The sequence below is a fragment of the Actinomadura scrupuli genome (assembly GCF_050971785.1).
In the GTDB taxonomy this organism is placed as follows: Bacteria; Actinomycetota; Actinomycetes; order Streptosporangiales; family Streptosporangiaceae; genus Actinomadura_E; species Actinomadura_E scrupuli.
Map to the genome: position 1 here is coordinate 245,652 of NZ_JBPCCU010000009.1, position 22,650 is coordinate 268,301.

General features: G+C 70.8%; 18 protein-coding genes. 8 read left to right on the plus strand and 10 right to left on the minus strand.

Going from position 1 to position 22,650, the window contains the following annotated elements; genetic code table 11:
- Positions 1-166 precede the first annotated feature (166 nt).
- Entirely contained in the window at positions 167-1,981 is a 1,815-nt protein-coding gene (locus ACRYCC_RS33625; RefSeq protein WP_433817837.1) for an MFS transporter, read from the plus strand.
- Positions 1,978-3,228 (plus strand): glycosyltransferase, encoded by a 1,251-nt coding sequence (locus ACRYCC_RS33630; RefSeq protein WP_433817838.1) that lies wholly within the window; start codon positions 1,978-1,980, stop codon positions 3,226-3,228. Before ACRYCC_RS33625 ends, ACRYCC_RS33630 begins: the two co-directional genes overlap by 4 nt.
- 193 nt (positions 3,229-3,421) lie before the next feature.
- On the opposite strand, the gene ACRYCC_RS33635 is transcribed toward ACRYCC_RS33630, so the two are convergent.
- The 4 genes from ACRYCC_RS33635 to ACRYCC_RS33650 form a co-directional block, all read right to left on the minus strand.
- Positions 3,422-4,444: an alpha/beta hydrolase gene (locus ACRYCC_RS33635; protein ID WP_433817840.1), complete on the minus strand. Its 1,023-nt coding sequence runs from the start codon at positions 4,442-4,444 to the stop codon at positions 3,422-3,424.
- Positions 4,434-7,172, minus strand: a complete 2,739-nt coding sequence (locus ACRYCC_RS33640; RefSeq protein WP_433817842.1) for an MMPL family transporter — start codon at positions 7,170-7,172, stop codon at positions 4,434-4,436. Before ACRYCC_RS33640 ends, ACRYCC_RS33635 begins: the two co-directional genes overlap by 11 nt.
- A gap of 107 nt (positions 7,173-7,279) precedes the next feature.
- Positions 7,280-9,070 (minus strand): fatty acyl-AMP ligase, encoded by a 1,791-nt coding sequence (locus ACRYCC_RS33645; protein WP_433817843.1) that lies wholly within the window; start codon positions 9,068-9,070, stop codon positions 7,280-7,282.
- Positions 9,071-9,314: 244 nt separating this feature from the next.
- Entirely contained in the window at positions 9,315-10,667 is a 1,353-nt protein-coding gene (locus tag ACRYCC_RS33650) for a hypothetical protein (protein WP_433817844.1), read from the minus strand.
- A 253-nt stretch (positions 10,668-10,920) separates the two neighbouring features.
- Here ACRYCC_RS33650 and ACRYCC_RS33655 point away from each other — a divergent pair, with 253 nt between their 5' ends.
- On the plus strand, positions 10,921-11,670 hold the full coding sequence (locus ACRYCC_RS33655) for an IclR family transcriptional regulator (RefSeq protein WP_433817846.1): 750 nt from the start codon (positions 10,921-10,923) through the stop codon (positions 11,668-11,670).
- A gap of 67 nt (positions 11,671-11,737) precedes the next feature.
- Here the strand turns inward: ACRYCC_RS33655 and ACRYCC_RS33660 are convergent, their stop codons facing one another.
- The gene (locus tag ACRYCC_RS33660; protein WP_433817847.1) at positions 11,738-12,106 is read right to left on the minus strand and encodes a YkvA family protein; all 369 of its coding nucleotides are present in this window, start codon (positions 12,104-12,106) and stop codon (positions 11,738-11,740) included.
- A 280-nt stretch (positions 12,107-12,386) separates the two neighbouring features.
- Between ACRYCC_RS33660 and ACRYCC_RS33665 the strand changes: the two genes are divergently transcribed.
- Positions 12,387-13,250, plus strand: a complete 864-nt coding sequence (locus tag ACRYCC_RS33665; RefSeq protein WP_433817849.1) for an NAD(P)-dependent oxidoreductase — start codon at positions 12,387-12,389, stop codon at positions 13,248-13,250.
- 34 nt (positions 13,251-13,284) lie between these two features.
- Here ACRYCC_RS33665 and ACRYCC_RS33670 read toward each other — a convergent pair whose 3' ends face one another.
- The 3 genes from ACRYCC_RS33670 to ACRYCC_RS33680 all read right to left on the minus strand — a co-directional run bounded on the left by ACRYCC_RS33670 (position 13,285) and on the right by ACRYCC_RS33680 (position 16,868).
- The gene (locus tag ACRYCC_RS33670; protein WP_433817850.1) at positions 13,285-13,893 is read right to left on the minus strand and encodes a septal ring lytic transglycosylase RlpA family protein; all 609 of its coding nucleotides are present in this window, start codon (positions 13,891-13,893) and stop codon (positions 13,285-13,287) included.
- Between the two features lie 357 nt (positions 13,894-14,250).
- Complete coding sequence (locus ACRYCC_RS33675; protein WP_433817852.1) at positions 14,251-14,817, minus strand: hypothetical protein; 567 nt, start codon at positions 14,815-14,817, stop codon at positions 14,251-14,253.
- Positions 14,818-15,764: 947 nt separating this feature from the next.
- On the minus strand, positions 15,765-16,868 hold the full coding sequence (locus ACRYCC_RS33680) for a ferritin-like domain-containing protein (protein WP_433817854.1): 1,104 nt from the start codon (positions 16,866-16,868) through the stop codon (positions 15,765-15,767).
- Between the two features lie 322 nt (positions 16,869-17,190).
- Between ACRYCC_RS33680 and ACRYCC_RS33685 the strand changes: the two genes are divergently transcribed.
- The 4 genes from ACRYCC_RS33685 (at position 17,191) to ACRYCC_RS33700 (ending at position 20,855) form a co-directional block, all read left to right on the plus strand.
- Positions 17,191-18,078 (plus strand): ABC transporter ATP-binding protein, encoded by an 888-nt coding sequence (locus ACRYCC_RS33685; protein ID WP_433817855.1) that lies wholly within the window; start codon positions 17,191-17,193, stop codon positions 18,076-18,078.
- Positions 18,079-18,196: 118 nt separating this feature from the next.
- Positions 18,197-18,937 carry an ABC transporter permease gene (locus tag ACRYCC_RS33690; RefSeq protein WP_433817857.1) on the plus strand — a complete coding sequence of 247 codons (741 nt, stop codon included), beginning with the start codon at positions 18,197-18,199 and terminating at the stop codon, positions 18,935-18,937.
- Complete coding sequence (locus ACRYCC_RS33695) at positions 18,934-20,214, plus strand: sensor histidine kinase (RefSeq protein ID WP_433817858.1); 1,281 nt, start codon at positions 18,934-18,936, stop codon at positions 20,212-20,214. Before ACRYCC_RS33690 ends, ACRYCC_RS33695 begins: the two co-directional genes overlap by 4 nt.
- A 35-nt stretch (positions 20,215-20,249) precedes the next feature.
- Positions 20,250-20,855, plus strand: coding sequence for a response regulator transcription factor (locus ACRYCC_RS33700; protein WP_433817859.1), 606 nt, complete (start codon positions 20,250-20,252; stop codon positions 20,853-20,855).
- A 16-nt stretch (positions 20,856-20,871) separates the two neighbouring features.
- Here ACRYCC_RS33700 and ACRYCC_RS33705 read toward each other — a convergent pair whose 3' ends face one another.
- Both ACRYCC_RS33705 and ACRYCC_RS33710 read right to left on the minus strand, forming a co-directional pair.
- The gene (locus tag ACRYCC_RS33705) at positions 20,872-21,879 is read right to left on the minus strand and encodes a hypothetical protein (RefSeq protein ID WP_433817860.1); all 1,008 of its coding nucleotides are present in this window, start codon (positions 21,877-21,879) and stop codon (positions 20,872-20,874) included.
- Positions 21,880-22,009: 130 nt separating this feature from the next.
- Entirely contained in the window at positions 22,010-22,609 is a 600-nt protein-coding gene (locus ACRYCC_RS33710) for an LURP-one-related family protein (RefSeq protein WP_433817861.1), read from the minus strand.
- Positions 22,610-22,650: the final 41 nt, after the last annotated feature.

The window sequence follows — 22,650 nt, forward strand, 5'->3', positions numbered from 1 at the left end:
CTGTACGTCCGATTGTGGCCTGATGGGACCGTCAGCGGGCTGATGCGCAGAACTCTGAGGTTTGCGCAGGATGCTACCGGTTAGGCTGTGCGTCCGGGTGAGGAGGGGACTTCGTGAAGCTGGCGGTGCGCCTCTCACTGCCCGTGTGCCGTGGGGCCCGCACGCCATGAGCCGGACGAAACACGAACGGTTCGGCCTCACGCTGGTCGTGGTGGCCATCAGCGCCTTCATGATCACCATGGACAACACCGTGGTGATCATTGTCAAGGAGGCCATTCAGCTCGACCTGCATACCACCGAGTCGACGCTCGAGTGGGTCGTCACCGGCTACATTCTGATCTTCTCCTGCCTGATGATTCCCGGCGGCCGGCTGGTCGATGTCTACGGGCAGCGCATCATCTTCACCATCGGCATGTCGATCTTCACCGCGTCCTCCCTGATGGCCGGATTCTCGGACGACATCGGGCTGCTCACCGCCGCCCGGCTGCTGCAGGGCGCGGGCGCGGCGCTGGCGCTGCCCGCCACGATGGTCGCCGTCACGGTGAGCCGCACCGACAAGCAGAAGTCCCTGGGCATGATCGTCTGGGTGGGAACGTCCGCCGCCGCCGCGGCGCTCGGGCCCACCATCGGCGCGATCATCAACAGCGTGTGGGGCTGGCAGGGCATCTTCTTCGTCAACGTGGCCCCCGGCGTGCTGGTCATCCTGATCGCCCTGGTCGTGCTCAGCGGCGCGCACGACGCCGCCGCCCCGCGCGTCGACCTGCCCGGCGTGCTCACCTCCGCCACCACGCTGTTCACCCTCACCTACGCCCTGACCGAGGGGCCCCGGCTGGGCTGGACCGATCCCGCCGTCCTCAGCGTCTTCGTGCTGGCCGCCATCGCGCTGCTGTCGGTGGCCATGGTCGAGCGGTGGGCTCCCGACCCGATCTTCGACACGTCGTTCTTCCGGAACAAGGTCTTCAGCGGCGCGCTCATCTCCCAGGTGCTCATGGGGCTCGGGTTCAACGGGGTGATGTACTTCGGCACCACGTTCATGGAGAAGGTGCTGGGCTTCAGCGACACCCAGAAGGCCCTGGTCCTGCTCCCGCCCGCCATCACCATCGGCATGCTGACCCCGCTGTCGTTCTGGGTCGCCGGGAAGATCGGGCCCCGGCTCACCATCGGCGGCGGGATGGTGATGATCGCCGTCGGCATGTTCCTGTTCAGCTCCCTGCACCAGGGCGACACCGTGGTGGACCTCCTGCCCGGGGTCCTGATCCTCGGCGCCGGTTCCGCGATGGGCATGCCCCTGGCGATGTACGTGCTCAAGTCGGTGCCCGAGGAGCGGTCGGGCGTGGCCAGCGGCATCCTCAACGTGGGCCGGGAGATGTCCGGCGGCCTGGGCATCGCCGTGCTCGGAGCCTTCATCCTGTCCATCCAGAACTCCGCCAGGCACACCGGTGTGGCGGACGGCGAGGCCTTCCGGCAGGGGGCCGCGGTGGGGCTGCCCATCGGCGCGGCCATGGTGCTGGTCGGCGGGTTGATCGCGGCGATGACCATGCCGGCCCGGGAGAAGGCCGCACGGCACCGCAGGCGGACCACCCGGCGGCCCTCCACCGCCCCGGGCGGCACCGTCCCCGCGTACCGTCCCGAGCCGGTCGCCGCCGGGCACCGGGCCGGCGGATCTCAGCCGCCGCCGTGGCCGCCACCGCCGCCGGCCCCGCCACAGCGCCAGCAACAGCCGCGGACGTCCCCGCAGCAGCAACCACGGCAGCCGCTCCGGCCGCTCTCGCAACCGCCCCGGCAGGCCGAACCCCGGCCCGCCGAGGCCCAGCCGTACGAGCCCCAGCCCTACGAGGCCGGACCGTACGAGCCTGGACCGTATGAGCCCGAGCCGTACGAGCCCGATCCGTACGATCCGTTCAGGCACACCAGGGCCCGGCGCGGTCAGGTTCCCGGCCCGAGCGGCGGTGGCCGTTCCACGTCCGGAGGCAGACGATGAGCCGGCTGATCGTGATCATCGCGGCCGGTTCACGCGGCGACATCCAGCCGTGCGTGGCCCTCGGGCAGGGGCTCACCGCGCGCGGCGACAAGGTGCGGCTGGTCGCCAGCGCCCGCTACGAGCCCATGGTGACCGCGGCCGGGATGGAGTTCGCCGCGCTGACCGCCGACCCCACCGAGATCCTCAGCTCGGCGGAGGGCCAGGAGTGGCTGGCCGGCGGGCGCGACCCGGTCAGGTTCATCCGCAACTTCAAGCGCGTCATCGGGCCGATGGCGCACCGGCTGCTGGCCGAGGCCCTGGCCGCCAGCCAGGACGCCGATCTCCTGCTGGCGCCGACCATCGGCTTCTTCGGCGAGCACGTCGGCGAGCACCTGGACATCCCCCGGGCGTTGATCCACTTTCAGCCGAGCCAGCCGACCGGGGCGTTCCCGCATCCGCTGCTCCCGCAGGGACGGCTGCTGGGGCAGGCCGGCAACCGGCTGAGCTTCCAGGCGGTCGACCAGGTGGCCTGGCAGCTCCTGCGCCCCTTCATCAACCCCTGGCGGCAGCGGTCACTCGGCCTGGCGAAGCTGCCGCTGCGCGGTCCGATGCACCGGGTCCGCCGTGACCGGCGGCCGGTGCTGTGCTGCTTCAGCGATGCCGTGGTGCCCCGGCCCGCGGACTGGCCCTCGTACGTCCACACGACCGGCTACTGGTTCGTCGACGCGGCTCCGGACTGGAGCCCGCCGCGCGACCTCGCCGACTTCCTGGCCGCCGGCCCGCCACCGGTCTACGTCGGCTTCGGCAGCATGGTGCCCGCCGATCCCGCCCGCACCGACGCGGTCGTACGCGCGGCGCTGCGCCGGGCCGGCCTCCGCGGTGTCCTCGCCGGGGATCCCGCGCACGCGCCGCAGGACGACGACGTCCTGGTCGTCAACGACGTACCGCATGCCTGGCTGTTCCCCCGGATGGCCGCCGTGGTCCATCACGGCGGCGCCGGCACCACGGCCGCGGGACTGCGCGCCGGGGTGCCCACGATCGTCTGCCCGTTCTTCGGCGACCAGCCGTACTGGGGTGAGCGGGTGGCCGCGCTGGGCGCGGGACCCGGGCCCCTCCCGGTCAAGGGGCTCACCGCCGGCCGCCTGTCGGCCGCGCTCGAGCGGACGACGGGCTCCGAGCGCATGCGGGCCGCCGCCACCCGGCTCGGTGAACGGCTGTCCGCCGAGGACGGCGTCGGGGCGGCCTGCGACATCCTCGCCACGCTGTGACCCGGCCACCACCCTGGCTACGGCCCGGCCCCGGCTAGGGCTCCGGGCTCCGGGCCGGCCTGGCGTGAACATGACGTACCGGGCCGGGCAGATGTCCTGCCCGGCCCGGATCGTCATGCGATGACTCCGGCCGACTCTGACTCCTGCTCCTACTCCGGCCCCGACTCCGAACCCGGGTGGTGGGTGGCGGTGGTCAGAACTTCTTCGCGCCGAGGGCCGCCATGATGCTCGTCCACTGGGCGTGGAACTCACGGATCCAGGCAGGCCAGGCGTGCCGGCCGTTGCCGTAGATGTCGGCCTTGTAGGGGATGTTCAGCTGGTTCAGCCGGTTGCGGAACTCGATGGCGGTCTGGCCGACGGCCTTCTCGCTCAGCAGGCCGATGTCCCACGGCGCCAGGTTGGGATCGTCGCCGGGACCCGGCTGGCCGGTGGTGCCCGAGGAGAAGAAGAGCTTGGTGCCCTTGAGCTTGGCGGCGAGGGCGTACGGGTCGTGCGCCGCCCAGTTGGCGTCGTCCAGCCCGGGGACGCCCCAGATGTCGAAGGGGTTGATCGTGGAGGTGCTGATGTTGGTGTACATCAGCAGTGCCGGGATGCCGGGCGAGCGCATCGACAGCACACCGCTGAAGGAGGCGGCGTACTTGAACAGGCCGGGGTGCCGTGCGGCGTAGGTGATGGCCCCGCCACCGCCCGAGGAGTTGCCCATCGCCGCCCGAATGCCGCCCGAGTGGTAGTTGCGCTCCATCAGCTGGCGGACCTCCTGGGTGTGGAAGGTCTCCCACTTGGGGCTGCCGCCCCGTCCCCCGTTCCACCAGTCGGTGTACGACCCGTTGGAGCCCTCGGGCATGACGACCATCACGTCGTACTTGGCCGCGTAGCTCTCGATGTCGGTGCTGCGGGTCCAGGACACGTACCCGTCCCGGCCACCGTGGTAGGCGTAGAGCGTCGGCCAGGTGCGCTTGGCCGTGAAGCTCCAGGTCTTCGGCACCAGCACCCGCACCTTCTGCGAGGCGCCACCGAGGGCCGGCGACTTGATGGTGAAGTCGAACTGGGTCTTGCCGGCCCACTTGTAACTCGTGATCTTGGCACCGTCGTCGGCCGCCTTGAAGGTCACCGCGGCTTGCGCGGTGCCGACGGGAGCCAGGCCCGCGGTGAGTGCCGCTGCCGAAACGATCGCCCCCGTCCGCCTCAGGCGCCGTCCGCGAGAGCTACTTGGCATGGTCGTCCTCCGCTGTCTTCCAGTGCCACCCGGGTCCGTCCGGGTTGGGAATGATTTCGCGTGCATGGCCGGGAGCGCCAGTCCCGTTGTCATATTGATGCGTGGGGGGTTGATGCGTGGCTTGCTGCCTGGGGGGGTGGTGCTGTGCGGCAGGTTGCCTGGGGGGTTGAGGGCTACGGGGTTGAGGGCCGGGGGGCGGGGATGATGGCGGGGATGCGTGCCGGCCGGCTCGGGGCCGGGCGGCGGGTGGTGCGGAATCCCGGGGCTCCGCATACGACGGCGGCCCGGGGGCGGGTGGCGGGGAAGAACGACCGTTGGGCTCGGTGGCCCAGCGGTAACCGGTGTCCGGTGAACCGACCACGACGAGCCGGTCGTCACGGACCCGGTCGTCACGGACGCGGTCGTCACGGACGCGGTCGTCACGGACGCGGTCGTCACGGACGCGGTCGTCACGGACGCGGTCGTCACGGACGCGGTCGTCAGGGACCCGGGGGGCACGGTGCCGCGCCCTGGCGGGAGCGGGAGCGGGAGCGGAAGCGGGGACGGCGGCGCGGACGGGTTCGTCCGGGATCTCGTCGACCTCACGCAGGTCCATGTGGCTGTGCAGGCTGGCCAGCGGTCCGGGCAGCCACCAGTTGGCCGCACCGAGGAAGCGCATGGTGGCGGGCACCAGCAGCGACCGCACCAGCGACGCGTCCACCAGCACCGCCACGAACAGGCCGACGCCGATCAGCTTCATGATGGTGAGACCGGCCAGCGAGAACGCCGCGATGACGACCAGGAACAGTACGGCGGCGCTGGTGATGATGCCACCGGTCTTCTGCATCCCGACCGCCACGGCCGCCCGGTTGTCGTGGGTGCGGTCCCACTCCTCCCGGATCCGGCTGAGCAGGAAGACCTCGTAGTCCATGGACAGCCCGAAGACCATGGCGAGGATGAAGACCATGCTGGTGGCCTCTACGGAGCCGGTCGGGGTGAAGTCGAGCAGGTCGGCGAGGTGACCGTCCTGGAAGCCCCACACGATCGCACCGAACGACGCCCCGATGGAGAGCATGTTCATCACGATGGCCTTGAGCGGCAGGACGATCGAGCCGAACGCGGCGAACAACAGCAGGAACGTCATCACCCCGACGAAAGCGGCCATCCACGGCAGGGTCCGCATCAGGCTGGCCATGAGGTCCAGCTGGGCGGCGGTACTGCCGCCCACGTCGATGTGCAGGGTCATGCCGTGCTGCGGTGGGATGTCCAGTTGCCGGATCGTCCGGACCAGGTCCTGCGCCTGGGGACCCATGGGGTCCAGCTTGTGCGTGATCGAGATCCGGACGGCCCCGTAGTCTCCGGAGTAGCCGCTGAACTTCGCGTCCTTGACGTCCGGCAGGGCCGCCAGCCGTTTCCGGAAGTCCTGGAGGTAGCCGGGGATGTTGTCGCTGGTCTTGGACGGTTTCCACCGCTTGGGGATGATGTCGCCCCAGACGACGACGTCGATCGGTTCCAGGTTGCCGTCCGGGAAGTCGCGCTTGACCTCCTCGACCACCTGCCGGGTCTCGCTGGTCTTGGGCAGCACCCGGGTGTCGATGCTGCCGAACTGCACGTGCAGGAACGGCTGGAACAGCACACCGAGGATCGTGAGGACGATGACGAAGTAGGGCAACGGGCGGCGCATGACGCTGTGCCCCAGCCGGAACCAGAAGCCGCTGTCGGTCTTCTTGCCGCGCCGTCCGGGCCTCCGCCAGGGCACCCGCAGCCACTCGATCCGGTGGCCCAGGACGGCCAGCATCGTCGGCAGTACGAAGGTCGCGCCGACGACCGCCACCATGACCGTCGCCATGCCCGCCAGCCCGATGGAGCGCAGGAACATCTGCGGGAAGAGCAGCAGGCCGGCCAGCGCGGTGGTGACCGTGACACCGGAGAAGACGATCGTGCGGCCGGCCGTGGCCATGGTGTTGGCCAGCGCCGTCTCCCGGTCCCGGCCGCTGTCGAGCTCCTCGCGGAATCTCGTCACGATGAACAGCGAGTAGTCGATGGCCAGCCCGACGGCCATCATCGTCACCACTTCCAGCGCCGTGCTGGTGACGTCCGTGACCATGGTGATCACCCGGAGCACGGCGAGGCCGGTGATGACGGAGAACATCCCCACGACCAGGGGCAGCCCGGCGGCGATGACCGCGCCGAAGATGATGATCGTGAGAATCAGCAGGACCGGCATGGAGATGACTTCGGCGGTGACGATGTCCTTGACCATCTGTTCGCCGAACTCCAGGCCGAGCGGGATGTTGCCCGCGACCTTCAGATGCAGGCCCGGAGCCGTCAGCTGTGGCTTGAGGTCCACGTAGTTCTGCATCTTGGCGACGTCGTCACCGGCCATGCGCAGCGCCACGAAGGTGGACCGCCGGTCCTGGGAGACGAACGAGGTCAGCTCTCCCGGGGCGTTCCAGTAGCTGGTGACCTCGGCGACCTTGTTCTTGGGCAGCCGGGCGACCGTGGTGAGCACGTCCCGCATGTACTCCGGGTCGTCGACCGTACGGTCATCGCTGGTGTAGAGCACCAGGACGTCGGGGTTGGTGCTGCCGAAGTAGGTCACCGACAGCTTCGACACGAAGGTGGACGAGGCGTGCGGGTCCTCGAAGCCGCCCTGCTTGAACTTGCTGAGCACCCCGATGCCCCAGACGGCCGAGCCGGCGGTGAGCACCATGATGAGGACGAGGAAGGTCCAGCGTCGTCGATGCACGAGACGCCCGAGACCTGCGAACAATGTCCCCCCTTCCCGAGAAGCGGTGCTGGTGAAGCCGTGCCGATGAAGCCGTGCTGGTGAAGCCGTGCTGGTGAAGCCGTGCTCTACTTCCGTGCCGACAGCCGGGCCCCCGTCGTCGGGAGCTCCCCGGCGAGATGGCGCTGGCGGGTGGCGGCCCGTGCGATCTTGCCGCTGGACGTCTTGGAGATCCCTCCGGGTTCGATCAGTACAAAGTCATGGACGCGCATCTCGTGCTCCAGGTTGACCGCCGCCCGCACCCTTTCCTCCACCTCGGCGAGATCGAGCTGCGCCAGCGGGACCCGCCGGTTACGCTCCGCGACGATCACGAGGTGCTCGGTCTCGCCGCCCGGGACCGGGAAGGCCGCCACGTGGTCGGGCCGGATCGCCGGGTGCGCCTCCTGGGCGGTGACCTCGAGGTCCTGCGGGTAGTGGTTGCGCCCGTCGACGATGATCAGGTCCTTGATCCGGCCGGTGACGAACAGCGCACCCTCGTGGATCACGCCGAAGTCGCCGGTGCGCATCCAGGGGCCCTCGGGCAGCCCGTCCGCGGGGTCGGTCAGCGTCCCGCCGAAGACATCCTGGCTGCGCTCGGAGTTCTTCCAGTAGCCGGGGGCGACGTTCGGGCCGTGCACCCAGATCTCGCCGACCTGGTCGTCGGGCTGCTCGCGGCAGGTCTCCGGGTCGACGATCGCGACGAACTGGCCCACCGGGGCGCCGCAGCCGACCAGCTCGTTGGACCGCTCCGAGTCCGCGCCGACCACCTCCAGGGTGCCCCGCATGAGCGCCTCGCGGTCGACCGACAGGATCGTCGGCGGGACGTCGTGGCAGTCCGCGGTGACGAAGACCGTCGCCTCGGCCAGCCCGTAGCCGGGGCCCTGGGTGTGCTCGCTCAGCCCGACCGAGGCGAAGGCCTCGTAGAAGTTCTTGAGCGTGGCGGGCCGGACCGGCTCGGCACCGTTGAGGCAGCCGCGCAGCCTGCTCAGGTCGAGCCCGGCCTTGTTGGCCTCGGTGGCCCGCTCGGCGACGTACTCGTAGGCGAAGTTGGGCGCGGCGGTGTACACGTCCTCGTACTCGGAGATCAGCTGTAGCCAGCGCAGCGGGTTCATCACGAACGACAGCGGCGCCGTGTAGACCGCGTGGTTGCCGTACACCAGCGGCAGCGCCATCGCCGCGATGAGCCCCATGTCATGGAAGAGCGGCAGCCAGCTCACCAGCATCGAGCGGCCGGGCGTGCCGGTGAAGCCGCCCCACAGCTGCCGGGCGTTGGCGTTGACGTTGCCGTGAGTGATCTCCACTCCGGCCGGCGCCCGGGTGGAGCCCGAGGTGTACTGCAGGTACGCGACCTCGTCCAGGTCGATCGGCTCCGCCACCCAGTCGTCGGCCAGCGCGGGGTCGACCGACTCGGCGAGGACGACCTCCTTGGGCTGCGGCACGTCGTGGTCGTCCAGGAACTTCTGTACGTACGGCAGCGCGCTCTCGACGGTGACGATCACCGTGGGCGCGGCGTCCGCGTACGCCCGGATGAGCCGGTCGGCGTGGCCCGGCAGGTCCGGCGAGAACAGCGGTACGGCGATGACGTGGGAGTACATCGCGCCGAGCATGGTCATCATGTACTCGAGGCTCTGCGGCAGCAACAGCGCCACCCGATCGCCGGGCTCGGCGGTCTGCCGGAGCCTGACCGCCATGGCCCGTGCCCGCCGGTACGTCTCCGCCCAGTCGATCGTGATCTTGAGGCCCTTGGGGTTCGCCGAGTAGTCCACGAAGGTGAACGCGGGCGCGTCCGGCTTTTCCGCGGCCCACTTGGCCACCAGCTCGATAAGCGGCGAGCGTCCCGGTCCCTCGACGAGCTCGGGGAGGAGAGAACCCAGTGCCATAACGCCTAACTCCAGGGGGAAAAGGCCACCGACGCCCGAGGGGGCGGGGACGTCGGCGACATTCGAGCACAGCTGTGGGGCACGACCAAAACCCGGACGGCGTGCTACGCCGACCGGGCTACACGGCGGTGATCTTTCAACGTCGGTGATCTTTCAGTGGAAACCTACCGGAACGTAGCAAAAGAGGGCTGCGCTCAACTCCCACATTTCCGGCAGAAGCTGTTGTCACTGCTGTGACAACAGTTCACTCACCGCGTGAGCGTATCCGCCTGCCCATCAGGGCGGCGCGGGCGGCCATCCGCGAGCGTAGCCGAGGCGCCCGGCGCACCAGCGTGGCGGCAGGCCGCAGCAGCCGGGCGTTGCGGACGCCGTTGCCGACCGCCTGGCCCAGCAGCAGCCGGCGCCGCCAGAGCCCGAGGCTGGCCGCGAGCCACAGCACCGCGGCTTCGGCGACCACCACCACGGCGAGTGCTCTCGTCCACGACCACCGCCCGTCCGGCAGTTGCGGTCCGGTGGCCAGTGACATCGGTGCGGTGTCATCCGGCTCCTGCGCGGCCCCCACCTGGCCGCCGCCTTCTTGCCCGCCGCTTCCCTGCCCGTCGATCGTCTGCCCGCCACTCACCTGCCCGCTCTCCTGCGCACCGCTCCCTTGCGTGCCATCCCCCTGCGTGCCACTCCCCTGCGTGCCACCCCCTTGTGCGAGGTCGGGGACCTGCGGGAGCGCCAGGGCGGGAGTGGCGGGCGGCGGCGCGATCGGCGCTGCCGGGATCGCCGGCGCGTGCACCGGTGCCCTCGGGTTCATGGTGGGCAGCCACGGCTCGGCCGCCAGGGCGGGCTCGCCCGGACCCGCGGACTTCGACGGCACCAGCGGCGGCATCAGCGGCCGTTGGACGGGCCCGCCCCGCCCGCCCGGCCCGAGCGGGCCGGGCGCGGAGAGCGGCGCGGACATCGGCGCCTCGCGTGACCTGGGCGGTCTTGCCTGCGAGTGGGACAGCACCGGGGAATCGGCCGGTGTCCGTTGCGGTGCGGCGGCGGCCCCGCCCGGCGTCACCGCCGGGCCTGCGGCGGGCCCCGGCCCGGCCACCGAGGGCGTCGCACCCTCGGGGGCCGACGCGGAGATGGCCAGCGGCCGGAGCGAGACGACCGCGCTCGCCGTGCTCGGCCGGACCGCGTTCGCGGCCTTGGCGACGGCCTGGATCCCGAGCCCGCTCGGGATCCGGACCCCGGCCGGGACCTGCAACGTCATCGTCACCTTCGCCGAACCGGTCACCTCGCCAAGAGTGCAGGTCAGCCGGACGGCCTGACCCGGCGTGACCTGGCCCTGGGCGGTCTGGTCCTGCGGAAGCCGGCAGTACGTGGGGAAGATGGACCACTGGGCGGGCAGCCCTGTGGTGACCGTCAGCCGGGTGCGCCGCGCGGTCCCGCCGGCCGACTTCACGTTGACGGTGTAGGCCGCGAAGCGGGTGCCCTCGGCGGCCGACTGGAGCACCGGCGTGATCGACGTCTGCAGCCGGATCGTCGCGGCGGCAGAGGCACCGCTCGCGAGCGCACCGCCGGCCAGGCCCACCGTCACCGCGCCGATAGCCGCTCCTGCCATCGGCCGCCGGATAGCCCCCATCCCCACCGTCTCCATCCCTTCGACACTCGTCGTCGCTCGGTCACGTCGCTCAGCCGGTGCCTGGGGGGAGAGGCGGGACCGGTGGCCCGGCGTCCGGCCCGGTGAGTATTTCCCTTTGGTCGCGCTCAGTAACGCCCACCGGTCAAATCGCGGGTGCTTTCGCAGCACGAAAACCGCACTCCGTAGAATCAAGATCAGAAGAATCAAGATCAGAGATGGCCGACCGAGGGGGATGTCCGCAGTGGCCGAGGCCGTACGTTCGCTGGAACGCGCCTTCGAGCTGCTGGAGCACCTGGCCGACGCGGGCGGTGAGATGGCGCTCTCCGAGCTGACCGAGGTGTCGGGCCTGCCGATGCCGACGATCTACCGGTTGATGCGCACCCTGGTGAACCGCGGCTATGTGCGCCAGGAGCCCTCCAAGCGCTATGCCCTGGGGCCGCGGCTGATCCGGCTGGGCGACAGTGCCAGCCGGCTGCTGGGCACCTGGGCGCGGCCGGTGCTGGCCGGGCTGGTCGACGAGGTCGGCGAGACCGCCAACATGGCCGTGCTGGAGGGCGACGAGGTGGTGTACGTCGCGCAGGTGCCGTCCAAGCACTCGATGCGGATGTTCACCGAGGTCGGCCGGCGGGTGCAGCCGCACTGCACGGGGGTGGGCAAGGCCCTGCTCGCCCAGTTGCCGGTCGAGACCGTCCGGTCAATCGTGGCCCGGACCGGCATGCCCGCCCACACCCCGCGGACGTTCACCGACCCCGACGCGCTGCTGGCCGAGCTGGTGAAGATCCGGGATCAGGGGTACGCGCTCGACGACGAGGAACAGGAGCTCGGCGTGCGCTGCGTGGCCGTACCCCTGACGGGCTCACCGACGCCCGCGGCGCTCTCGGTGTCCGGACCGTCCGGGCGGATGACGCCACAGGTCGTACGGCGGATCGTGCCCCTCATGCACCGTGCCGCGGACCGCTTCACCCGGGACCTGCCGCTCTGACCCGGACCGGTCCCCGGGTCACCGGATCTCCGGGTCAGACGGGCTGCGAGGTCAGACGGGCTGCGGGTCAGACGGGCTCGCGGAGCACGTCGGCCTTGACCACGGGGGGCCGGGACCGCTCCCACTGCACGAACTCCCCGGTCGCCCCGACCAGCGTGGCCAGGAGCCACATCGCGACGCCCAGGTCGTCGGCCACCCCGATGAAGGGGAGGAACTCCGGGACCGCGTCGATGGGCGACAGGATGTAGATCAGCCCGAAGACCAGCAGACCGACCTTGCCGGCGCCGAAGCCCTTGTAGTGACCGCGCATGACGGCCTTGAGCATGCGCGGGATGGACGTGAACCGCTCGCGCAGCCCGGGGGCTCCGGGGGCGCGCGTCTCGCTGTAGATCTGCCAGGCCTGGCCTGCCGCCGCGGTGCGCCGGGTCTTGTCCACGTCGTCCTCCCTGGAGCCGAGGGGGTGTGCGCCCCCGTGGGCACACCCGCTTACATAAGACGTGGGACCCCGCCAAGTTGTTCCATCGTCCTGTGGGGTAGACCAGGCCCCGGACAATGGGGACGACCCATGACGAACCCGCTGCTCGATGACAACTGCCCGAGAACCACGCTGTAAGTACCTGACCGTAAGAACCAGGCTGTAAGCACCAGCCTGTAAGAACCTGCTTGCAAGCACGTGCTTGCAAGAACCTGGTTGTAAGACCTGAGGGAGACTAGACATGGCCGAACCGACCGTCGCCGTACTCGGTACCGGGATCATGGGCGCCGCCATGGCCCGCAATCTGCTCCGCGCCGGGATGTCCGTGCGGGCCTGGGACCGTACGCGGCCGAAGGCCGAGCCGCTCGTGGCGGACGGCGCCGTGGTGTGCGACGAGCCCGGTGAGGCCGCGGCGGGCGCCGAGATCGTGTTGACCATGCTGTACGACGGCCGCGTCGTCGAAGAGGTGATGGCCGGCGTGCTGCCCGCCATGGAGGAGAACGCCGTCTGGGTGCAGTCGAGCACGGTCGGGCCCGCCGCCGCGGACGCCCTGGCGGAGCTGGCCCGCCGGCATGACGTCCCGTACTTCGACGCACCGGTGCTCGGTACCCGGCTACCGGCGGAGAAGGGTGAGCTGACGGTGGTCGCCGCAGGCCCGGTCGCCGCCCGCGATGAGGTCCTGCCGGTCCTCGACGCGGTCGGAAGCCGTACGATCTGGGTCGGCGAGACCACCGAGGCCTCCCGGCTCAAGCTCGTGCTCAACGACTGGGTACTCGCGCTGACCGCCTCGCTCGGCGAGGTGGTGGCGCTGGCCGAGGCCTTCGGGCTCGATCCCCGAATGTTCCTGGACGCGATCTCCGGCGGTCCGCTGGACGTCGGCTACGCCCACGCCAAGGCGGAGCTGATCCTCTCCGGTGACTTCGCGCCCAGTTTCAAGGCCGAGACCGCGGCGAAGGACGCCACCCTGGTCACCGAGGCCGCCCGCGAGGCGGGGCTCTCCCTCCTCGTGGCCGAGGCCGTACGCGAACAGATGGTCAAGACGGTGCACCTCGGCCACGGGGAGGAGGACATGGCGGCCGTCTACCACGCCGCCCGGTCCTCATGAGCATCAGGTCTCGTGAGCATCAGGTCTCGTGGGCTCAGGCCCTGGCGAGGACCTGGTACTTCGCGGTGATCACGCCGGAGCCGACACCGCCGACGGCCTTCATCGCCGCGGTGGACAGGTCGAGGCACCGCCCGCCCACGTAAGGGCCTCTGTCGTTGATGCGCACGATCACGGACCGGCCGGTGCCCTCGTTGGTCACCCGGACCCGGGAATCCATCGGCAGGGTCTTGTGCGCCGCGGTGAGCGCGTGCGAGTCGAAGGGCTCACCGCTGGCGGTCGCCTGCGAGCCGCCGTAGTAGGAGGCCTGGCAGACCCCGGAGCTCAGGACCCGGAACCGCGCCCTCGGTGCCGCCTTGCGTACCGGCCTGACCCGCTTCCGCACCGGCTCCGGCGCCATCGAGGCGGCCCCGGTGGCGGCCGAGGGGTCGGCGAGCGGAGTGCGCAAGCCGTCGCGAGCGGCCCGGCCGGGAGTACGGCCCGTGAGTTCGGCCCCGGCCGCGGTGGAGCGGGCCTTCGGGCCACCGGTCGAGACCAGGGCCCAAGCGGTGGTGGTGATGACGGCGAGGGCCAGCGTGGAGGCCATCACGATGCCGCGCAGCCGGGGGTTGCCGGTCCTGGAGCCGTGCTTGGGAGAGCTACCCACAGAGAATCCTTTGATGGGGGACAGGGAGTCCCGGCGGCCCTGGGACCCGCGCCCGCTCTTCCGCGGGGGGCCGGCCGTCCGGTGGGCGCGGCGGTGGGCCCCGGATCATGGGTCCGGTTCGGCCCGGGTAAAGGCCGCGCACAAGTTCTTGACCGTACGTTGCCCTGCGAGCAAACCCGTACCCACAGGCGCCTTTGTGGGGTTTCTCACCGCGCATATCGACCCACCGGAATCGGCCGATCACGATTCGCGCACATTAAGGAAGATCTACTTTTACTGAAATCCGCTACGCGAAAACGCGTACGGGGTGCGCACCGCCCTCAGGCCGTGCGCACCCCTGGCCGAGATTGCCGGGGCTCAGCCCAGCGCGGGCCTGATCGGCAGCCGGCACAGCATGGTGCCCGGCACGACGCCACCCAGCCCGGGCAGCCCGCCGAACCTCCCGCTCGGGCCACCCGGCACGACGCCCGGCCCTCCGGCCACCTGGCCCGCCACCCGGCCGGTCTGGAGCGGGGCACCGGAGACCGGCGCCGGCAGTTCGGTGTCCCCGAGCCCCCCGGGCAGCGCGTCCTTCATGGTGCCCGCCGCACGGAACGGCTCATGCGGCACCGCCGCCGGGTCCATCGGCAGCCTGCACATGGCGTCGTCGGTCACCTGGTCGAGCCCTCCGGCGGGCAGGCTCCCCGCCGGGCCTCCGCGGAGCAGCGTGGCGAGATGACCGTCCAGCCGGCCCCGCAAAGCCTTGGCCCGCCCACCGAGCACCGACCCCGGGCGCCCGGCCAGGCCACAGGGCATGACGGCCGGCCGCCGGACGCCGTCACCCCCGGCGGCGGGCCGGCCCGCCGCCTGACCGGCGTGCCGCTCGACGTGCCGGGCGGGGTGCTGGCTCGCCTGGGCGGCCGCGCCCGCCAGGACGGACAACACCGCTACGGGCGTACAGACCATGGTTTTCAGCACGATTCTGGTAGAGCGATTCACCCTTTGATCCCCCCGGATCCAGTTCTTGTCCTGATCCCGGCCGGCCACCGACGTGTGCGTCGATCCGTACCATCAGCGCTCGACCGAACTCGGACGGTAGTACACCGGGGCATCGCATGTGGTGAATTGCAGAATGAGGCGAAGCTCCCAGAAAAGAGCGACTCGAATGGTTTGCTGCTGGGTCTAAATCCGACGGGCACGACGCCTTCGCCGCACCGACGCCGACCACAGCAGGATTCCACCCGTCAGCACTGCCACCAATCCCGTCAATATCGCCACTACGGAACTATGTCCTGTAAATGGGAGGTTGCCGTGGTGGCGAGTATTCGGTCGCGGGACATGGTGATTTCCGTGGCCGGGGTGATGGGGGCGAGAAATCGGCGGAGCACCGTCATCACGGCCGTTATCACTGCCGTGGGATCCGCCGACGGACGCGCCGTCGCTCTCCTGATCGGTTTCGACGTCCACGGAAACACCGTGCTGGCCAGGGCCGGGAACCGGGTGCGGCATCGGACCGGCCGTGGGGCGTCCCGGCAGCACCCGGAGCGACACCGAGGAGCCCGCGGGATCCGCGGTATGAGCTTCGGACGACCCGGCCGTGTGCCGCCCGCCGGAGGTCCGATCCCGCCCACCTGGATCGGCCGATGAACCGGACCAATGCCCGGGACCAATGCCCGGGACCATTACGCAGGACCGGTGCGCAGGACAGGTGCGTACGGACACAGGCGCTCTACCCATTCCCCGCCGCCATCACCCCTCTTGCGGTGCCGGGCAGTACGACGCGCGCGGGCCGAACGCGAAGGTCCCGGCGACGCCGGGTGGCGTTGCCGGGAACCCGTCGCCGGGATATGTGGCCGGGACCGGTGACCCTGCGGGGTCGCGGAAGCGAAGCCCTATTCGGCGCCGAGCGCGATGGCCTGGTCCACCTCGGTCTGGCGGACGGTCAGCTCCCGCGCGGCCTTCTCCTCGTCGTAGCGCTCGGCGATCTCCTCGTCCTGCCGCATGAGGGCGGACAGATCGGCCTTGGCGTTGTCGATGACGCCCATGTCCGCGTAGGCGGCCTGCACCTTGTCGCCCCACAGCCCGATGTCGCGCACGCACGGCACGATGCGGCTGAACAGCAACGACTGGTAGAGCGTGAACATGGCGGACCTGTCGACGTACTCCATGCACTCCTTGACCGGCATGTTCAGCTGTTCGAAGATCTCCCGGCCCTTGAACCGGTCGCGCATGAGGTAACAGCCCTCGACGACGAACTCCTCGCGCTCGGCCCGCTCCTTCTCGGTGAGCTCGGCGTAGTAGTCCTTGAGCGCCAGCCGGCCGAAGGCCACATGCCGGGCCTCGTCCTGCATGACATAGGCCAGGAGCTGCTTGACCAGCGGGTTGGTGGCCATGTCCCGGTAGAGCCCGAACGCCGCCAGGGCCAGGCCCTCGATGAGCACCTGCATGCCGAGGTACGGCAGGTCCCACCGGCTGTCGGAGAGCGACTCCGCGAGCAGCTTGGCGAGGTCCTGGTTGACCGGGTAGTACAGCCCGATCTTCTCGTCCACGAACTTCGCGTACAGCTCGACGTGCCGGGCCTCATCCATCGTCTGGGTGGCGGCGTAGAACTTCGAGTCCAGGTCGGGCACCGACTGGACGATCCGGGCCGAGACGTTGAGTGCGCCCTGCTCGCCGTGCAGGAACTGGCTGAACAGCCAGGAGCCCTGGTGGCGGCCGAACTCGTCCCGCTCCCGCTGGCTCAGCCTGTTCCAGATGTCGGAGCCGAACAGCGGGTTGAACTCCTCGGGCAGACCGGCGACGTTCACCGGGTCCACCTCGACGTCCCAGTCGATGCGCGACTGGGCGTCCCACTGCTTGTCCTTGCCCTTCTGGTACAGCGACAGCAGTCGATCGCGGCCGCCGTCGTACTCCCAGGTGAACCGGGCGTCGCCCGACATCGGCACGTTCCAGGTGTCCTGCGAGACCGGGGTCGCATAACGGTCGTACGAGCTCACGGGGGATCCTCCCTTGGACCGGCGGTCGCCGTGGGGGCGGGTTGGCACCACCAACCGGCTTTACATCTCTTGGTAGCACGTAAAGCCGACCGGAGCCATACCCGTACGCCGGTCACCTCGTACTGTGACCATATGGTCACATCCTTGTGACCGGGTGGTCGCTTGTCTCCGCGGTCGCCGTACCAGTCGCTCTACGAGTCGGCGTAGGGGGCCGTACGCAGGGCTGATGACCGGTGCGGCAGATCGACCATGACATCCGTCATGGCCGGCTCACGACAGCACGCACTAACCGGCCGAGCCGGGAATTCCTAGCGTTGAGGGCATGGACGCGATCACCTTCACCCAGGTCTCCAAGAGCTACGGCGCCGTACGAGCGGTCGACGAACTCCAGCTCACCATCGGCGCCGGCCAGACCGTCGCCCTCCTCGGCCCCAACGGCGCGGGCAAGAGCACCTCCCTGTCCATGCTGCTGGGCCTGACCCGCCCGGACTCCGGCACCGTCGAGGTGTTCGGCGGCGGCCCCGACCAGGCGGTCGCGGGCGGTCTGGTCGGCGCGATGCTGCAGGACGGCGCGCTGGTCGCCGGGCTGACCGTGTCCGAGGTCGTCGACTTCGTTCGCAGGCTCTACCCGGACCCGATGCCGCTCGGCGAGGTCCTGCGCATCGCCGACCTGACGGACCTGGCCGGCCGCCGGGCCGACCGGCTCTCGGGCGGTCAGTCCCAGCGGGTCCGCTTCGCCCTCGCCATCGCCGGAGCTCCCCGGCTCCTCGTCCTGGACGAGCCCACCGCCGCGATGGACGTCGAGTCCCGCCGGGCCTTCTGGGCGAGCATGCGGGCCTACGCCGCCGGTGGCCGCACGATCCTGTTCGCCACGCACTACCTGGAGGAGGCCGACGAGAACGCCGACCGGATCATCGTGATCGCGGGCGGCCGGGTCGTCGCCGACGGTACCGCCACCGAGATCAAGGGCATGACCGGCGGGCGCACCGTCCGGTTCGCCCTCGGCGCGCAGTCCTCCTCGGGGCTTAACCGGCTGACCGGCGTCACCGGCGTCGAGATCCACGGCGCCACCGCCGTCCTGCGGACGCTGGACGCCGACGCCACGGTCCAGGCGCTGTACGGCACCGGCCTGGTGATCCGCGACCTGGAGGTCAAGGGCGCCGGCCTCGAGGACGCCTTCCTCGACCTCACCTCCGCACCCCGGCCCTGAATTCCCCGCCTGTATCCCCGCCGTGAATCCCCCGGCTCTGGCCTCCCGGCCCCGAAGCCCGGCCCGTACTCGTAGCCACGCCGGACACGTCCGGTCACTCGTAGAAAGCGACCAGAACATGCTGCTGCGTTATCTGAGCCTGGAGATCAAGCGCACCTTCCGCGATCGGCGCTTCGTCTTCTTCACCATGGCCTTCCCGGTGGCCATGTACCTGCTGTGGGCGAACGTCTCCACGGGCAGCGAGCCCACGACCGGCCTGACCGCACGGACCTACCTCATGGTCTCGATGGCCTCCTACGGTGCGATCGGCGCCGCGGTCACCACCACCGGGGCCCGGCTCGCCGCGGAGCTGGGCAGCGGCTGGCTCCGACAGCTCCAGGTGACCCCGCTGCCGGGCTGGGCGGTGATCGGCGCCAAGACGGTCGCCTCGATGACGCTGGCGCTGCCGCCGATCGCCCTGGTGGGGCTCACCGCGGCGCTCACCCAGCACGTGCACCTGTCCGCCGCCCAGTGGGCGGGCCTGGCCGCGGTCCTGTGGGTCGGTACCCTGCCGTTCGCCGCGCTCGGCACCCTGATCGGCTCGGCCGTCAAGGGCGACGCGGCGCATCCGGCCTCGGTGGCCGTCTACCTCGGCCTGTCGATGATCGGCGGACTGTGGATTCCGGCCGCGCAGCTGCCGTCCGCCCTCCGCTCGATCTCCCGCTGGACCCCGTCCAACCGGTTCGCGGAGCTGGGCTGGGGCATCGTCGGCGGGCACGCCCCGTCCGGCACGGCCGCGCTGATCCTGGTCGCCTGGACGGTACTCCTGGGTGGGCTGGCGGCCGTGGCCTACCGCCGCGCTACGGTGACGGCGTCGTGAACGGCATCTTCGGATTCACCGCCGACGGGACGGGCAGGAGCTCGCCCCGCCGGCGGCGTGCGCTGGGACTCTCCATCGGGCTGCTCTACCTGATCGAGCTGGTCAAGCAGGTCGCCGGTTACTCAGGGGCCAGGCTCATCCTCGGCACGCTCGCGCTGGTGCTGTTCGTCGCCGTCTACATCACCGCGGGACTGGTGCGGGACAGCTGGGCGGAGCCGCTGGACGGGCGCGGCTGGGCCGTGTTCGCGGTGTTCGCCGCGCTGGCCGTCGGTCTGCCCTTCGCCTTCGGTTCGGACTGGTCCGGGTTGCCGATCTACGTGGCCGTCGTGTCGGCCATCATGCTCCCCGCCGCGTGGGCGTTCCCGGCGGTCGTCGGCGCCAGTGCGGTGGCCGGCGGGCAGGCCTGGCTGCTGGGAGTGCACGGCGGCGGCGTCCTCACCCTCACGATCACCGGCTTCACCATCGGCATGATGATGATCGCCTTCCGGCACTCCCGGATGCTCGTCCTGCAGCTCCAGGAGGCGCGCGGCGAGGTGGCCCGGCTGGCCGCCAACGAGGAACGGCTGCGCATCGCCCGCGACCTGCACGACCTGCTGGGCCACAGCCTGTCGCTCATCGTGCTGAAGAGCGAGCTGGCCGGCCGCATCGCGGAACGCGACCCGGCGAAGACCACCCAGGAGATCAAGGACATCGAGTCGGTGGCCCGCCAGGCCCTCGCCGACGTCCGCGAGGCGGTGTCCGGATACCGTCAGCGCGACCTCACCGACGAGCTCGACAGCGCCCGCGCCGTGCTGCAGGCCGCCGGCGTGGACGTGATCGTACGGCTCCCCGGCGCCCCGGCCGGCGGATCCCCGCTGCCGGACACGGTCGACGGCCTGTTCGGCTGGGCCGTCCGCGAGGGCGTCACCAACGTGGTCCGGCACGCCCGCGCCTCCCGCTGCGAGATCGAGGTCTCCCGGGAAGGCCCGACGGCGATGCTGCGCGTCGACGACGACGGCACGGGAGCGGAGCCCCACCCGCCCGATGGCGGGATCGGCGGCAACGGGCTTCTGGGCCTGCGCGAACGCATCAAGGCGGCGGGCGGCTCGGTCGAAGCGGGTCCGCTGCCGTCGGGTGGGTTCCGGCTGACCGTGCACGTCCCCCTTTCCGCCCCTGCCCCCGCCACTGCGCCTGCCCCCGCTCCCGCTCCTGTTCCCGCTCCCGCTCCCGCTCCCGAGCCTGCGCCCGCTCCCGAGCCTCGGGATCGTACGGCGCCGGCCGGCGAGACCACCCGGTGACCGTCCAGGGGCCGTCGTCGGTAGGGTCTCCAAGCGTGATCCGGGTGATGCTCGCGGAGGACCAGGCCATGGTGCGCGGTGCCCTGGCGTCACTGCTCGGCCTGGAGGAGGACATCGAGGTCGTGGCGCAGGCGGCGAACGGCGAGGAGGCCATCGCCGTCGCGCTGGCGACCCGGCCGGACGTGGCCCTGCTCGACATCGAGATGCCGGGCAAGAACGGGATCACCGCCGCCGGGGAGCTCCGCCGCGTGCTTCCCGAGTGCAAGGTCATGATGCTGACGACGTTCGGCCGGCCGGGCTTCCTCCGGCAGGCGATGGAGGCCGGGGCGTCGGCGTTCCTGGTCAAGGACAGCCCGGCGCAGGAGCTGGCCGCCGCGATCCGCCGGGTGCGCGCGGGCGAACGCGTGATCGACCCGGCGCTGGCCGCCGCCGCGCTGAGCGCCGGGCCGAACCCGTTGTCACCCCGGGAGCGCGACGTGCTCGCGGCCTCGGCGGACGGCTCCACCATCGCCGACATCGCCGGGCGGCTGCACCTGTCCGAGGGCACGGTCCGCAACTACCTGTCCGCGGCGATCCAGAAGGTCGGGGCCCGCAATCGGATCGAGGCCGTACGGTCCGCCGACGCGCAGGGCTGGCTCTAGCTCCGTCAGCGCGAAGTCAGCGCGAAGTCAGCGTGGGAGCGGCCGGGGCCCAGCTCCCGACCGGCAGCCTGGGCCGGGAGTCGTGCGCCGGAATCTGCGATGGGGCCTGAGCCGGGGCCTGTGCTGGGATCTGCGCCGGAACCTGGCTGAACGGGACCGTCGGCGGCGTCTCCCGCGCCTTCACCCCGAACCGCTCCCGGAACCAGCCGGTGAGCGCGGCATCGACGCTGACGGCCTCGGCGATCGGTGGTTCGGCGGCCAGCCCGGGTTCGGCGGCCAGGGCATGACCCATGCTGAACGTCAGCGCCTCGACGGTGCCTCCGCCGGCCGTCAGCCGGTCGCGTAGGACGGCCAGCTCGGACTCGGCGACCAGCTCGTCGCCGGCGCCGGCGACGAGCATCAGCGCCGGGTCCCGGGCGACGACCTCCGCGGCCCGGCTCGTGAAGTCCAGCCGGTCGGCGACGGCCCGTGACTCGGGTGTCCAGGTGTAGGTGCCGCCGCTGCGCCGTTCCATCGCGGCCAGCACCAGGGCGGGCACCGCGATCGGCGCGATGAGCGCGGCCGCGGCCACCTCGATGTTCCCCTCCGCGAGGGCGAGCAACGCCGCACCGCCCCCCGCCGAGAAGCCGACGAGCCCGATCGGGGTGTCGGCCAGCCCCAGGTCGTCGCGGATTTCCGCCACCGCGGCGGGCAGCTCGGCCGCGGCCTGCTGGACCACCGGGCCGTACAGCTCCAGCAGGTAGTCGCGCTGGGCGCGGGCGCGTACCTCCGCGATGCCCCCCGGCGGCAGCCGGTTGCCGAACATGGGCAGCCCCAGAAAGACCCGCCAGGCCGGTACGCCGCTCATCGGGACGGCTGCCGCGAACGAGCCCTCCGAGCGCGGCGGCTCGAAGCCGTGCCAGGCGACGATCAGCCGGGTCGGGCCGTCCGGCTCGGCGTCGATCGCGGTCGGCGGCAGCGCGACGTACGGCACTCTGGCGGCGGTGCCGCTGCAGGGCCGAGCCGGCCGATCACTGCTGCTCATCACGGTTCCCCCGTCCCCACCCCGGCGGATTGACCGCCTTGTGACCATCTCCCCGAATGGCGATTTTCGCACTTGGGGCTGAGGAATACCGGCGAATTACAGCAGCGGACCCATTCCGGTGAGCGGCCGATCAGCGGCTCTGCAACGCGTCCAGTGCCACGGCCTGCGCGATGACCAGGCGACGGTCCAGCCGCGGGTCCTTGATCTCGATCACGTACCGGTCCCGGAGGCCGAACTTCTTCTCCACCGAGAAGACCACCTGGTCTCCGGCGGAGAAGTCGAAGTGGTACGGCCAGGCGAACGGCAGCATTTCCACATAGGGGATGAAACCCCATACTCTGCGCAGAATGGCGACGCCCTGGTTGCGCTCGGTTCCGGTGGTGACCCCGAGGTTCGGCTGCTCCAGGTGCCAGGTGGAGCTGAGCAGCGAGCGCTTGAAGTCCTTGCGGAAGTTGCCGATCGGCGCGCCGTTGTGGTCGGTCACGTCGTACGTCGCGGACAGGTCGATGCGCCGGCGGGCCTTGAAACCGCCGAAGACGAACTTCTTGCTCGCGTCGGTGTAGAGCGTCACCTGCTCCTTGAAGGCCATCCGCTTCTGCTGGGCGAAGGCGACCATCTCACCCTCGGAGCCGCCCGGCCCTTCGGTGTGCACTTCGTACTGGTTGACCATCATCCGGACGCGCTGCCGGACCAGGAGGCGCTGCTGCACCTGAAGCGTGTCGAAGTCCACCGGAACTCACCTGTTCATCTATGACGCGGGTCTCAGGACGA